14 protein-coding genes are annotated in these 13524 nt (G+C 41.2%); 7 read left to right on the top strand and 7 right to left on the bottom strand.

What is annotated here, in order from left to right:
- Nucleotides 1–147: 147 nt before the first annotated feature.
- Both ACKTT2_RS02385 and ACKTT2_RS02380 read right to left on the bottom strand, forming a co-directional pair.
- On the bottom strand, nucleotides 148–822 hold the full coding sequence (locus ACKTT2_RS02385) for a response regulator transcription factor (protein WP_407883589.1): 675 nt from the start codon (nucleotides 820–822) through the stop codon (nucleotides 148–150).
- Between the two features lie 9 nt (nucleotides 823–831).
- Complete coding sequence (locus ACKTT2_RS02380; RefSeq protein WP_407883587.1) at nucleotides 832–1923, bottom strand: sensor histidine kinase; 1092 nt, start codon at nucleotides 1921–1923, stop codon at nucleotides 832–834.
- Nucleotides 1924–2436: 513 nt separating this feature from the next.
- On the opposite strand from ACKTT2_RS02380, the gene kdpA reads away from it, so the two are divergent.
- From kdpA to ACKTT2_RS02350, 6 genes are all read left to right on the top strand, one after another.
- The gene (gene kdpA / locus ACKTT2_RS02375; RefSeq protein WP_407883585.1) at nucleotides 2437–4182 is read left to right on the top strand and encodes a potassium-transporting ATPase subunit KdpA; all 1746 of its coding nucleotides are present in this window, start codon (nucleotides 2437–2439) and stop codon (nucleotides 4180–4182) included.
- 88 nt (nucleotides 4183–4270) lie between these two features.
- Nucleotides 4271–6424: a potassium-transporting ATPase subunit KdpB gene (kdpB, locus tag ACKTT2_RS02370; protein ID WP_407883583.1), complete on the top strand. Its 2154-nt coding sequence runs from the start codon at nucleotides 4271–4273 to the stop codon at nucleotides 6422–6424.
- A gap of 20 nt (nucleotides 6425–6444) precedes the next feature.
- A complete protein-coding gene (locus tag ACKTT2_RS02365; RefSeq protein ID WP_407883581.1) occupies nucleotides 6445–6720 on the top strand; it encodes a potassium-transporting ATPase subunit F in 276 nt (91 codons plus the stop codon).
- Entirely contained in the window at nucleotides 6720–7364 is a 645-nt protein-coding gene (kdpC, locus tag ACKTT2_RS02360) for a K(+)-transporting ATPase subunit C (RefSeq protein WP_407883579.1), read from the top strand. Before ACKTT2_RS02365 ends, kdpC begins: the two co-directional genes overlap by 1 nt.
- Nucleotides 7365–7379: 15 nt before the next feature.
- Entirely contained in the window at nucleotides 7380–7628 is a 249-nt protein-coding gene (locus ACKTT2_RS02355; RefSeq protein ID WP_407883577.1) for a hypothetical protein, read from the top strand.
- A 525-nt stretch (nucleotides 7629–8153) separates the two neighbouring features.
- Nucleotides 8154–8654, top strand: a complete 501-nt coding sequence (locus tag ACKTT2_RS02350; RefSeq protein WP_407883575.1) for an SLOG cluster 4 domain-containing protein — start codon at nucleotides 8154–8156, stop codon at nucleotides 8652–8654.
- Nucleotides 8655–8958: 304 nt separating this feature from the next.
- On the opposite strand, the gene ACKTT2_RS02345 is transcribed toward ACKTT2_RS02350, so the two are convergent.
- The 5 genes from ACKTT2_RS02345 to ACKTT2_RS02325 form a co-directional block, all read right to left on the bottom strand.
- On the bottom strand, nucleotides 8959–10341 hold the full coding sequence (locus ACKTT2_RS02345) for a cytochrome P450 (protein ID WP_407883573.1): 1383 nt from the start codon (nucleotides 10339–10341) through the stop codon (nucleotides 8959–8961).
- 87 nt (nucleotides 10342–10428) lie between these two features.
- Entirely contained in the window at nucleotides 10429–10626 is a 198-nt protein-coding gene (locus ACKTT2_RS02340; RefSeq protein WP_407883571.1) for a hypothetical protein, read from the bottom strand.
- Between the two features lie 66 nt (nucleotides 10627–10692).
- Nucleotides 10693–11004 (bottom strand): hypothetical protein, encoded by a 312-nt coding sequence (locus tag ACKTT2_RS02335; protein WP_407883569.1) that lies wholly within the window; start codon nucleotides 11002–11004, stop codon nucleotides 10693–10695.
- A 97-nt stretch (nucleotides 11005–11101) separates the two neighbouring features.
- Entirely contained in the window at nucleotides 11102–11797 is a 696-nt protein-coding gene (gene nuoB / locus ACKTT2_RS02330; protein WP_407883567.1) for an NADH-quinone oxidoreductase subunit NuoB, read from the bottom strand.
- Between the two features lie 254 nt (nucleotides 11798–12051).
- Nucleotides 12052–12411: a DUF2834 domain-containing protein gene (locus ACKTT2_RS02325; protein WP_407883591.1), complete on the bottom strand. Its 360-nt coding sequence runs from the start codon at nucleotides 12409–12411 to the stop codon at nucleotides 12052–12054.
- A 25-nt stretch (nucleotides 12412–12436) separates the two neighbouring features.
- On the opposite strand from ACKTT2_RS02325, the gene ACKTT2_RS02320 reads away from it, so the two are divergent.
- Nucleotides 12437–13375: a helix-turn-helix domain-containing protein gene (locus tag ACKTT2_RS02320; RefSeq protein WP_407883565.1), complete on the top strand. Its 939-nt coding sequence runs from the start codon at nucleotides 12437–12439 to the stop codon at nucleotides 13373–13375.
- The last annotated feature ends 149 nt before the right edge of the window (nucleotides 13376–13524 follow it).

Here is a 13524-nt window from a genome sequence, read left to right as displayed (position 1 = left end):
AAGTGCGGGGGTTTCCCCCGTTGAGGGACGTGGCGTTTGAGGAACGAAACCCAACATTTATAGCAATTTTCAATTGTGTGCAATACATAAAAAAGTTATGGAACCGCAGCCTGTAGCAGCCCGTAGCGGATAAATCTGTGTCTTTGTCTAGAAACTCGTATTAATCAAGCGTTTTTGCAAAGCAATCACCACAGCTTGAGTGCGATCGCTCACTTCTAATTTCTGTAAAATTGCATGAATATGAACGCGCACTGTTCCAGGTGCGATGTATAATTCATGAGCGATTTCTTGATTAGTTTTTCCGGTAGCTAACAGTGACAGAATTTCTTGTTCGCGCTGAGTTAGCGGATTGGAAGGCTTTGTTATGTTTTCTGGCTTAGGTTGAGATAGTTCGTAGCTCAAGGAAGAACGAATTTCTTGTGTTGCAGTTGCATCCCACCAAGAAGCACCCGCCACCACAGAACGCAGTGCTAGAACTAATTTTTCGGCAGCAATTCCTTTGAGACAGTAGCCTTGTGCGCCTGCTTCAATCAAGCGTGTAATGAGATGTTTTTGCGAATGAGAAGTGAAAACTAAAATTGGTAGCAGAGGATTTTGGTGTTTAATTTGTCTACAAGCTTCAATTCCCCCAATTCCTGGCAAACCCACATCTAACAGCACCACATCCAGAGGTATTTGCTTAACCAACTCGATCGCTGTTTCACCATCTTCAGCCTCAGCGACAATCTCTAACCCAGGTTCTTGTTGCAATCGCACGCATAAACCCAAGCGGAAGAGTTCATCGTCTTCAACAAGCAGAATTTTTATTGGGATAAGGGACATTTTACGCACTTACAGATTGAAATGGTAAACAGGCAGTTTGAAAGCAAACATAGCACCAGTTAATGCTCTGTTCTCTGCCCAAATTATACCTCCATGGGCTTCAATAATTTGGCGAGATAGGTAAAGCCCCAATCCCGAACCTTTGGCTTGGCGCGAGCTATGCCCTTGATAAAATCGTTCAAATAAGTAAGGTAACTGTTCTGGTTGAACACCTACACCTGTATCCAGAATCTTCACCACTTGGTAAGAGATTTGTGATTCCAAGACGACTTCTACCCTAGCACCGCGCCGGGAATGATTAATTGCATTCACTAAAAGATTATTTAAAACTCGTTCTAGTTGCAGTGCATCACCTCGAACCCATAATGCACGTCGCCAATCAGAATCGCCATAACTAACCGAGATATGAACGCGACGATTGGCGGCTAATTCAATCAAACGACTAGCCACCTCTTCTGCTAAGTTAGTCAAATCTACAGGTGCTAAGTCTAGTTTTAGACCTTCAGTATCGTTACGATAGACATCTAACAAAGTTTCTACAAGTTGTAGAGAAGTTTTATGGCTGCGTGCCATTGTGTCCAACACTTGTTGTTGGGTTGGGAAGACGGGACCAAATTTTTCTTGTTGAAATGCTTTGATAGTTTCAATTGCTCCTAGTAGTGGTGTTTTTAGATCGTGGGTGAGTGTAGAGGCAAAATCTTCTCGGAGTTTGACTAATTCTTCTTGAGATTCTAGCTTGGCACGAGTGAAAGCGATCGCTTCTTGTGAACGACGCAGGCGATGACTTAAAACACCAGTGACAATCAAAGCTATTGAGGCGATCGCTCTACTAGCAACTATGGATGGCACGAGCGCTTCATCCTCAGGTACAAAAATATTCAAAATTGTTAAGCACACAGCTATAGTTGTCGCCTGAAAAGTTGCAATTCCCCCGAACCAGGAGTTTGCTAATAATATTGGACCTGTATACATATATCCAAACACATATTCAGTGGGGGTTTCAAACTCCATAATTATGACAGCAACAAATAGCCCTAATATGACTGTCAATCTGCTTAATTGTAAGTTTTTATTCAGTAATTTGCTTATAAATAGAATCATTTAGATTATACTTTTGATAGTTTGAAATAGCTTATAAACTGAGATTTCAGCATTAGTTTTACCCTACCCTAACCCTCCCCGATGTATTGGGGAGGAAACCGGAAATCTAGTTTCCACTCAAGGAACTTGACATTCAAGAGCTAGTCGATTTTTTATCAAGGGGAGGTAACTAGCTTTCTCGTCTCCCCCTTTACAAGGGGGGATTAAGGGGGGTAAATATTCTCATAATTACGAACTTAAGAATTTACGCTCGGCAGTCCTTACCGATATTATAAACTCATCTGAAAAATTTGATACATAAAATAGTGTTTAGATCTCTTCTAAACGTAATAAACACTAGATATAGAAAAATAAACACTAGACAAAGAAAAATGAACTGTATTTTATATCTTCTAACTCTTGCCTTTAACTAATTAATGAGTTGATAATGTAACTAAATTAACTATTAGTAATTTGTAATTAATTATTGGCATTTTAAAATTACGAATTACGGATTACCAATTGGTACAACTCATGTTAGAGGGATGGCTTCAAATAGCATTAACGCTACTCATTGTGGTAGCAATAACTCCATTTTTTGGTCGATATATGGCGCGTGTTTTCCGGGAACAGCGCACTTTTCTCGATCCAATTTTAAATCCAATTGAACGAGTCCTGCACTCCTTAGTTGGCGTTCCAACTAAAGAAGATATGACAGGTTGGCAGTATGCAAGAGCTATCCTGTACAGCAATGTTGTCATGGGGTTGCTGATCTTCTTCATCATTATGAGTCAAGAATGGTTGCCATTCAACCCAACAAAATTGGGTGCGCCAACTTGGGATACAGCATTACACACAACCATATCCTTTATTACCAACACCAACCAACAACACTACTCTGGTGAAACCTACCTCAGCTATGCCAGCCAAATGTGGGGTTTGGGCTATCATATGTTTACCTCAGCCGCAACTGGTTTAGCAGTAGGAATAGCTTTCATTCGGGGTTTGACTGGTAGACCGTTGGGCAACTTCTATGTAGATTTAATTCGCGCAATTACAAGGGTTTTGCTACCTATCTGTATTGTAGGTGGAATTGCTTTAATGGCAGCTGGTGTTCCCGAAACCCTTGCAGGACAGGTTGTATTTCCGACTTTAGAAGATCCTAATATCAGTCAAGCGATCGCTCGCGGTCCCGTAGCTCATTTTGAAATTATTAAGCAACTAGGAGAAAACGGTGGCGGCTTTTTCGCTATCAACTCAGCCCATCCTTTTGAAAATCCCAACGGGTTTTCTAACTTAATTGAGATTGTGGCGATGATATCAATTCCTACCTCTCTGATTTATACCTATGGTTTGTTTGCAAACAACACCAAACAAGCATGGTTAGTCTACGGTATGGTAGGTGTTATCTATATCGCATTTACGATCGTCACTGCCATTGGCGAATATAACGGTAATCCAGCAGTCAATACACTTCTCGGCAGTACGCAACCAAATTTAGAGGGTAAAGAAGTTCGATTTGGTTGGGCGCAGTCAATATTATTTGCAGTCACTACTACTGGAACAATGTGTGGTGCTGTTAATAGTTTGCACGACTCCTTCATGCCTAACGGTGGTTTTGTCACCCTCTCGAATATGTTCTTGCAAATCATCTGGGGCGGACAAGGTACGGGAACAGCGTACTTGTTTGCTTACTTGGTTTTGGCTGTATTTATTACGGGTTTGATGGTAGGACGCACGCCAGAGTTTCTCGGACGCAAGATAGAAAAACGCGAGGTAGTCCTTGCGAGCTTTCTCATTCTCTTAGTTCACCCTATTGCCATTATGATTCCGGCAGGAATTACCCTAGCATTTCCCGACCAAATAGCAGGAATCAGCAATCCTGGCTTTCACGGTTTTGCTCAGGTGTTATATGAATACGCTTCTGCCGCAGCTAATAATGGTTCTGGATTTGAAGGCTTAGGCGATTCCCAACCTTCACCTATAGCTATTACAGCTGGTGCAAAAACAACTGCAACTGCCTTGTGGTGGAACTTAAGTGCTTGTTTCAGTCTTCTAGCTGGAAGATACATCCCAGTTATTGGACTGCTATTACTGGCAGATGGGATGTCTCGCAAACAACAAGTTCCTTTTACTACAGGTACATTGCGAACGGACACAGGATTATTTACAGGCGTAACCGCAGGCGTAATTTTAATTCTTGGCGCGTTGACTTTCTTCCCAGTTTTGGCGTTTGGTCCTATTGGTGAAGCTTTCTGGATTGCTAGAGGTATTGGATAAATGGGCATTTGTCATTTGTCATTGGACATTAATTATTTTTTGCGTCCTTTCTCCTTTGCCTCCCTTGTCTCCCTTGTCTCTATAATTTATGACAGTTAATATAGATCCATCTCCATCAACCCGCCCGCCTCGCCTTCCTCAAGGAGCTCGTGACTCCCGCAGACACACACCCAAAGCAGATATGCGGGGACTTTATCAAAGAGCAATCAAAGAGTCATTCGTCAAACTCCATCCCCGTATTGCTGTCAAAAATCCAGTGATGTTTGTGGTTTGGGTAGGAACAATTGTCACTTTTCTGGTAACTCTCGACCCAAATTTATTTGGCACGTTACAGGTAGACCCTAACCAGCAACGCTTGTTAAATGGGATCATCACATTAATTCTATTCTTCACAGTTGTGTTTGCTAACTTTGCAGAAGCAGTCGCTGAAGGACGTGGTAAGGCACAAGCAGATTCTTTAAGATCGACACGTTCTGATACTATTGCTCGCAAATTACTGCCTGATGGTTCGATTCAGCAGGTTAACTCCACAGAATTACGCCGAAATGATGTGGTGAAAGTCATTGCCAATGATATGATTCCTGCTGATGGCGAAGTCCTTCAAGGCATAGGTTCGGTGGATGAGTCAGCAATTACTGGAGAATCTGCCCCCGTACTCAAGCAACCAGGTACAGATATTGCCAGTTCGGTGACAGGAGGTACACGTCTACTTTCGGATGAACTAACAATTCGGATTACAGCCGATCCAGGTCAAGGTTTTATCGATCGCATGATTTCCCTTGTAGAAGGAGCAGAAAGATCGAAAACTCCTAACGAGATTGCCTTGACAGTATTGTTAGCCGTACTGACACAAGTTTTCTTAATTGTCGTGGCAACCATGCCTCCCTTTGTCGGCTACATTGCCAACTTTATCAGCACGGTGTTTGGGGTAGAAGCCGGAAATAGTTTGCGTGCAGGTGCCAGTGTCGCGATCTTGATTTCACTGTTGGTCGCTTTAATACCCACGACTATCGGTGGATTGCTTAGTGCAATTGGTATTGCTGGTATGGATAGAGTTGCTCAGTTTAACGTCATTGCCACCTCTGGACGTGCCGTTGAAGCTTGTGGTGACATTAATACTCTAGTACTAGATAAAACAGGTACGATTACTCTAGGAAATCGGATGGCTGATGAGTTTATACCAGTCAATGGTTACACAGTTGCAGATGTGGCACGAGTTGCTTTAGCTGCTAGTGTATTTGATGACACACCAGAAGGTAGGTCGATTGTCACGCTAGCCGGAAATTCTGGCGTGCAGGTTGATTTCGACCCCAAACAAGCAGAAGGTGTGGAATTCTCGGCTAAAACTCGGATGAGCGGTACTAACTTACCCAACGGGAAGCAAGTTCGTAAAGGGGCAGTGGATGCGATTAAGGGTTTTGTCCGTTCTCGTAGCGGTCGTATTTCTGATGACGTGGATGTAGCCTATGAGCGAGTTTCTCGGTTAGGTGCCACACCCTTAGCCGTTTGTCAAGATGACCAAATTTTTGGTGTTATTTATCTCAAAGATATAGTTAAACCTGGTTTACGGGAACGTTTTGACCAATTGCGGCGTATGGGTGTTAAAACCGTTATGCTTACAGGTGATAACCGCATTACTGCCAGTGTAATTGCGAAAGAAGCCGGAGTTGATGACTTTATTGCCGAAGCCACACCAGAAGCTAAAATTAGCGTCATTCGCTCCGAACAGTCTCAAGGTAAGCTGGTAGCAATGACTGGAGATGGTACTAACGACGCACCCGCACTGGCTCAAGCCAACGTAGGTTTAGCTATGAACTCTGGTACGCAAGCTGCTAAAGAAGCTGCTAACATGGTGGACTTAGATTCTGACCCCACTAAGTTAATCGATCTAGTCACTATTGGCAAACAGTTACTTATTACTCGTGGGGCATTAACAACCTTCTCTATCGCCAACGATATTGCTAAATACTTCGCCATTATCCCGACTATTTTTGCAGCTGCTGGTATTGGCGCACTGAACATTATGGGACTTAAAAGCGCTCAGTCTGCCATCGTCTCAGCGCTAATTTATAATGCATTGATTATTCCCGTACTCATTCCTTTGGCGCTTAAAGGAGTCAAATTTCGTCCTTTAACAGCAGACCAACTATTAAGACGTAACATCTTAATTTATGGTTTAGGTGGTATTGTTGCTCCTTTCATTGCCATCAAACTCATTGATGTCATTTTACCTTTGTCTTAATTTAGTCACTCAAAACTACTATGAAACCTCCTCTCGTAAACATTCTTTTACCTCAAGTATTTGCTCAAATAGTCACAGGAGTCGATGAAATTTGGTTGCAATGGCGCAAACAAAAATTGCCTCTGTATCTCTTCTTGGCAATGTGTTTGAACCTTCTAGTTGCGCCTGTTGTCTATGCAGCTACTAGAGAACAATTTTCCCACTTTCAAGCTTGGGCATTAGGGCTGTTAGGATTCGTGACTTTGGGTCTTTCTACATATTTGTTTTTTGTCATGTTTGTACCGGAGAAATTCTAATGAGTTTTGCCACAGAAGCTAGCCGTGCAATTCGTTCTACTGTAATTCTTTGGGTGATTAGCTCAATCATTTATCCATTCGTGATGATTGCTTTTGGACAGGTTATCTTTCCATCTCAAGCCAATGGTAGTTTGATAAAAAATGCCCAAGGTCAAGTTGTGGGTTCTACCTTAATTGGTCAACCATTTAGTAGCGATCGCTATTTTAATTCTCGTCCTAGTACTACGAGTTATAGCACTGCCGAGCCAAAGAAAGATGAGGCGGGAGTTCTTAAAACAGGAGTTTCTGGTGCTAGTAACCTAGCTCCTAGTAATCCGGCATTGCTAGAACGCATCAAAGGCAAAGACGATCCAGATCCCAGCAAGCGGGTTGAAGGCGATTTGAACCGATTAAAAACAGCAGGCGTACAACCTACTGCCGATTTACTTTACACCTCTGGTTCTAGCCTCGATCCCCACATTACACCAGAAGCCGCTAGAGGACAAGTTGCCCGCATTGCTAAGATACGAGGACTTCAACCCCAACAGTTAAAAACTTTGATTAGTCAAAATACTGATGGTCGCTTTCTTGGGATATTTGGTGAACCTGGGGTAAATGTCTTGAAATTAAATCTAGCTTTAGATGCCTTAAAATCTGCTAGTTGAATCGGAAAAATTGAGATGATTACATTGAAAAAAGTCAAAACATTTATTTGTTTTAACTTTGTTAGTTGGATGTTACTTACCTCTATTCACTTCTGGTTAATCCTGGGGTTAAAACATCCAACATTTCCCTTACTAGCAAATAGAAGTTTACTAACTGATACCCAAGAGACAAACTTGTTTCAGCGAGAACGTGGAGGTATCAGACGTATAGGAAGCCATAGTGCGAGAAATGCCACGAAGGGAACTTTAAACAAATCAGTTTAAATAAAAAATAATTAACCGCAGCCTGTAGCAGATGGACGCGGATAAATAGGAAAGGTTATAAGTTCTTAGGTTCTTTTTATGACTGACTACTGGTAAATTTTCCGAAGAAATATGTTAAAAATTATCTTCATACAGCCATGAATTGGTTTGAACATGACTCGCAAATCTTTATCGCTTTGTTCTATCTGAAGTGTAGTGAATACCAACGCTGAACTGCTTTCAGATTCTTACAACAATTTGTCAGATTCTTACTCTAGAACACCAGGAAAATCAATCACTGCATTTTCAGCAAATGGATCTATTCAAGCTTCGATATCCTTTTTAGTTCATATCAGATCGGTAAAAGTTTGAGTAGTTGCAAATTACTCTATACGCACTGCTGTCTGTATTAGACTCTCCTGGCTTTATCTAAAGTTAACTGAGTTCTAATGCTTGACTTCTTTCAGATTCTTACAGTACTTTATCAGATTCTTATTGCAGTGAATATTATAGTAGGAGAAGTTATAAACTTAATGCAAACCTATAATGTCGAGAAAAATTGTTATTGGGGTAATGGGACCTGGAGAACACGCCAAAGATATTGATATCCAAAATGCTTATGAAATAGGGAAACGGATTGCTCTAGAAGGTTGGGTTTTGCTAACTGGTGGTAGAAATATTGGAGTTATGGAAGCTGCAAATCAGGGAGCAAAAGCTGCCAATGGTTTAACTATCGGTATTCTTCCCGGTAAAACAGAAGATGGGATTTCTGAGGCAGTTGATATTGCTATTTTTACTGATATGGGAAATGCTCGAAATAATATCAATATCTTGTCTACAGATGTAGTAATTGCTTGTGGTATGGGTGCGGGAACTGCATCAGAAATTGCTCTGGCTTTGAAAGCAGGTAAAAAGGTAATTTTGTTGTCGGATGATGAAGAAAGCCAAGTTTTCTTCCAAAAAATGTCACCAGGAAATGTCTATGTGGTGTGTGATGTTGAGAATGCGATCGCAACAATTCATACTATTTTGGAGCTTAGATTTTAGAGTTTGGATGGAGAAAGTCATGTCTTCTATAGTTTGCTATTGTTAGTAAATATTCTTGTTGCTCCGTGACTATCAACCTAATACTAATTCTCTGAAATCTGGCAACACATTCAAATTCCGATACTCATTTTATCGAATTATAACGAAACCCAACATTTTATCGAATTAGTAAGACAGAGTACAGATTTATCAGCGTCCATCTGCTGGAGGCTGCGGTTCCTTAACCAATTGATATATTACACTCAATTAAAAACAGCTATAACTTCCGTAGAACGGGCATCCAGCCCGTCTACAAAATGCAAATCTATTGACAACCCCGTACCATCAAACGAACTCCACTAGATGGTGCAAACGTTAGACCCCGACGAGCAGGAAGTACGGGACTGCTTTCAGCAAGTGTAAATGAGTAATGAGACAAAATCGTTGCCAAAACCAATTTCATCTCAAATAAAGCAAAAGCCATACCAAGACAGCGACGGTTTCCACCACCAAACGGCAAATATTCATAGGGAGAGAACTGTCGTTCTAAAAAGCGCTCAGGCTTAAACTTTTTGGGTTCTGGATAAATGTCTGGACGATGGTGAGCCAAATAAATACAAGGTGTCAACATCATACCCTTTGGTATCTCGTAACCCATAACCTGCATTGAGGTTTGGAGAATTCTGACTTGAGTGAAGAAAACAACCGGGTACATTCTCAAAGTTTCCGAACAAACAGCATTTAAATAGGGCAATTTAGCTATTTCTGTAGATTCGGTACGCTCGACATCAATGGATTTCAATTCCTGTAGCAGTTTTTTGCGGACTTCTGGTAAGCTGTGAATCCAGTATAATGCCCATGATAAAGCTGTGGCTATTGTTTCGTGTCCGGCAAAAAGCATGGACATTAATTCATCGCGTAGCTCAACATCTGACATGGGCTGATTTGCATCATCCCTAGCTGATAGTAAAAGATTTAAAATATCTTCCCTAGAAGAATCTGGCTGATTTCTCCGTTCTTGAATTTCTTGGTAAATTAATTTATCGAGAGCTTCTCTTTGCCGTATAAAGTATCCCCAAGGACTCAAAGAGCCTAGATCGTGTTGTAATACCTTGAGAAACAAAAACATGGTTTTCAAGGGAGTATTAAAAGACTTCAACATATCAATTAAAGCAATTTTAATTTTTTCGTAACGCTCCCCTTCCTGCAATCCAAAAACGGCTTTTAGAATAACAGTCATAGAAATTTCTTGCATAGACTCACGAGCTATAAATGTTTGCTCAACCTTAAGTTTGCTCATGACTCTATCGGTAATATCACACATAAGATTACCATAAGCTCGCATTCTCTCACCATGGAAGGGAGGCATCAACAACTTGCGCCTTTGGATATGGCGATCGCCATCCAACAATAGCAAAGAGTTTGTCCCTACCAAAGGTTCCATAATGCTATTACCAGGAGCTGTTGCAAACAACTTAGCATCAGCTGTGAAAATTTCTTGAATTCCTTGAGGATGGCTAATGACTACTGAACTTGGAAAACCAGCAAATTCACCGATAAAGATATCTCCGTAGCGCTTTGCCATTGTTTCAAGGTAATCTTTTTGTTGTAGAAGACCCCAGAAGATTTGAAGCAATTTTGGTTCGCGTATTCTTGGAGGTAAGTTATTATCGCTTTGGTTAAGGAAATTTTCTTGCAGTAAAATCATATGTTTTGGTTAGTGGTTAGTTTTTAGTTGTTAGTTGTGTGGGACAGGCGTCTCGCCTGTCATTGTTAATGGTTATTAGCTAAATCTTTAAGTTTCTTGAGGATATTTGCTCAATTCCTCCAAGTTAATATAGGGATGATATCCGACAACTCGTTGCAATTTAGATGCTACTGTCGGCTCTACTTTTGCACCTAATAAATCTGATTTTAGAATAGCAAAATCACCAAGATGATTAGATTTTCTATGAGCTTCAAGAGCTTTAATTTTTTGAATTGTAGCAAACATATTTTATCTGCGTTCGTCTGCGTTTATCTGCGGTTAAATATTACTCTAACTTAAGCTGGCTCGCCATTAAGAGATGAAATCCCATAGCGATCGCAATATCTTCTGCTGATGAGGTTTAATCTCTCCATCCACCATTGCCATCACCATTGCCATTTGAAGCAAGTATTTGCGTTGATGAGGAGCGGTAATAATTTCAGCAATTTGACTTGGTGCGATCGGGCGTAAGTCATTAACAGCAACACAAGATTGATGCAATTGATTGATAATGTGTAAAAACTGATACTCTTGTGGTAGTAAGGCTTCAGGTTTAGCTGCCACATTTATCAATGCACCAAGCACCAATGGTAGTTCTTGGGAAGAAAAGACAGCAATATCCATAGTTTGGGGATAGGGGATTAGGGAGTGAGAGAAAAAATGATACCTAATGACAAATGACAAATGTCTATTGACTAATTGCCCAATCCCCAATTCCCAATTACAAATTGCGAGAGTTTGGCGCAGTTTGAAGAACTAAAGGTAATTCCAACCCTGTAGCTGCAGTGATTTCTTGTGGTGATGCAACTCGTGTTGCACTGTTCAAGTATTGCCCATCATTAATAGGGCTAACAACTTTCATTTTATGAGTAGTGCTGTAATACCGATGAGATTGCTGAACTTGATGCCTATCTTGCATACTCTCATTAGCAATCTTTTTCCGCAATTTAATAATGGCATCAACAACAGCCTCTGGTCTGGGAGGACATCCCGGTATGTAAACATCGACTGGAATTAACTTATCTACGCCTCGAACAGCAGAAGGGGAATCGGTACAGAACATACCACCAGTAATTGTGCATGCTCCCATGGCGATGACATATTTTGGTTCTGGCATTTGTTCGTAAAGCCGCACCAAGTTTGGGGCATACTTCATGGTGATTGTACCTGCAGTAATCAACAAGTCTGCTTGTCGGGGAGTTGCACGAGGAATCATGCCAAATCTTTCCATATCAAATCTGGAAGCATAAGCAGCCATAAATTCCATAAAGCAGCAGGCTGTCCCAAACATTAAGGGATATAAACTAGACATCTTTGCCCAGTTGTATAGGTCGTCTACAGTCGTGAGAATAATATTTTCAGAAAGTTGTTGCGTTACTTCTGTACGTTCAATAGGATTAATAACAGAGTTAGTCATGGGTAAGTCCCCCAAAAAATTGAATATGTTCTTGCAAAGGCGTTTAATGCATAATTTTGCATGAAAGTCAACTATGACAATAAACGCTACTCACGAAAACAACCTTTCTAAAAGAAGCTCGTCATACAAGTTCTTTTGCCTTGTTGATAGCTACATCAGCAATAACTACAGTTTCCGATAACTTTCCAACTTGCACCAGTAAAGATCGAGGTTTTAAGACGCTAACTTAAGAACTAGCTCTTAACTTGTAATACTTAATTGCGTTCGAGACTTTGTTCTCGACTGTATAGGAAAAATGGTAGGGCGCAAGAAAGCCCAATGCCAAAGGTTAGTCCAACATAGACAAACATCCATAATCGAGAAACACTCAATCGCTTCAATTCAATCCAGGCAAAATAAAAGAAAGCAAGTGCTGAAATTAGTAAATCGTTCGTCAGCGCGGTGGCAACATTGTTTGCAAATGCTTTTTGTAGAAATAAACTTGGAGATAACAGCACCGATGGATCTTGAAGCAGCCAATACCAAGGTGCAATTGCTCCTGCAATAGTCAGCAGTAGATACATTGGTTTTATGGAGTTGACAGAGTGTGTTGTTGAGACATTTGTTGACTTCATCACGATTGTTTACCTTTGAGTCTGTGTGCCTCAATCGTGCCAAAGGGAGATAATAGAAGCAATTACCTCTGAGGTAATCACAGTTAGCTTCCTCACACTTCTTGCTATGCAACGACGTTCAACTGCTTTTAGCGCTCGCCAATCTGACTCATTCGGAATGCTCCTTAAACATTGGCGCGAGCAACGCGGATACAGTCAGCTCGATCTATCACTGACAAGTCAAGTTTCCCAACGGCATATTAGTTTTCTAGAGTCAGGACGAGCGAAACCCAGTCAGGAGATGGTTATCCAACTAGCAACCGTTCTAGAAATTCCGATGAGACAGCAAAATCTGATGCTTACGGCGGCGGGATTTGCTCCCATCCATGCTGAAACTGACCTATCAGCTCCTGAAATGACCTCGATTCGTAAAGCACTTGATTTTATGCTGAAGCAACAGGAACCATTACCTGCACTCGTGGTCGATCGCTATTGGAATTTGTTGCTAACCAACTATGGAGCTACTCGACTTCTCACAACTTTTATCGATTTAGACAAATTGCAAACCCCCTTCTATGTGGATGGAAAACTTAATTTAATGCGAGTCATGTTCCATCCGCAAGGATTGCGCCCATTTATTGTCAACTGGGAAGACTTTGCAAATCATCTACTTCAACGACTACATAGAGAAGTCAATGCATGTGGTGATGTGTTGCCTAACATAGACGGAGAAAGCGAGCAATCTACTGCATTACTGAACGAACTGATGAGCTATCCTGGTGTTTCGGAGATTTGGCAAACTTCTCATAGAACACCACAAAATGCGTTGCTGCTTACCGTTCATCTCAAGCGAGAGTGTTTGGAGTTACAGTTTTTTTCGACAATCGCTACACTAGGTACTCCCTATGACATTACGCTTCAGGAACTGCGGATTGAATGTCTGTTTCCTGCGGATGAAATAACCGAAAGAAACTGGGTTGGTTAGGTAGAACAAAGTGACACCCAATAATTTGATGAAAACAAGGGTTCGTTCCTCATGACACACAATAATTTAATGAAATGTTGGGTTTCGTTCCTCAAACGCCACGTCACTCAACGGGGGAAACCCCCGCACTTTTTGTGGCTCCCCAACCT

Origin of the sequence: Scytonema hankhaensis NUACC26 (assembly GCF_045865695.1) — a bacterium.
GTDB lineage: Bacteria > Cyanobacteriota > Cyanobacteriia > Cyanobacteriales > Nostocaceae > Scytonema.
This window is presented reverse-complemented; position numbering and strand designations above follow the sequence as displayed.

Bases quoted from the DNA above. Each gene is read 5' to 3' on its own strand.
- ACKTT2_RS02385 (WP_407883589.1), bottom strand. From the start codon at position 822: ATGTCCCTTATCCCAATAAAAATTCTGCTTGTTGAAGACGATGAACTC.
- ACKTT2_RS02380 (WP_407883587.1), bottom strand. From the start codon at position 1,923: ATGATTCTATTTATAAGCAAATTACTGAATAAAAACTTACAATTAAGC.
- kdpA (WP_407883585.1), top strand. From the start codon at position 2,437: ATGTTAGAGGGATGGCTTCAAATAGCATTAACGCTACTCATTGTGGTA.
- kdpB (WP_407883583.1), top strand. From the start codon at position 4,271: ATGACAGTTAATATAGATCCATCTCCATCAACCCGCCCGCCTCGCCTT.
- ACKTT2_RS02365 (WP_407883581.1), top strand. From the start codon at position 6,445: ATGAAACCTCCTCTCGTAAACATTCTTTTACCTCAAGTATTTGCTCAA.
- kdpC (WP_407883579.1), top strand. From the start codon at position 6,720: ATGAGTTTTGCCACAGAAGCTAGCCGTGCAATTCGTTCTACTGTAATT.
- ACKTT2_RS02355 (WP_407883577.1), top strand. From the start codon at position 7,380: ATGATTACATTGAAAAAAGTCAAAACATTTATTTGTTTTAACTTTGTT.
- ACKTT2_RS02350 (WP_407883575.1), top strand. From the start codon at position 8,154: ATGTCGAGAAAAATTGTTATTGGGGTAATGGGACCTGGAGAACACGCC.
- ACKTT2_RS02345 (WP_407883573.1), bottom strand. From the start codon at position 10,341: ATGATTTTACTGCAAGAAAATTTCCTTAACCAAAGCGATAATAACTTA.
- ACKTT2_RS02340 (WP_407883571.1), bottom strand. From the start codon at position 10,626: ATGTTTGCTACAATTCAAAAAATTAAAGCTCTTGAAGCTCATAGAAAA.
- ACKTT2_RS02335 (WP_407883569.1), bottom strand. From the start codon at position 11,004: ATGGATATTGCTGTCTTTTCTTCCCAAGAACTACCATTGGTGCTTGGT.
- nuoB (WP_407883567.1), bottom strand. From the start codon at position 11,797: ATGACTAACTCTGTTATTAATCCTATTGAACGTACAGAAGTAACGCAA.
- ACKTT2_RS02325 (WP_407883591.1), bottom strand. From the start codon at position 12,411: ATGAAGTCAACAAATGTCTCAACAACACACTCTGTCAACTCCATAAAA.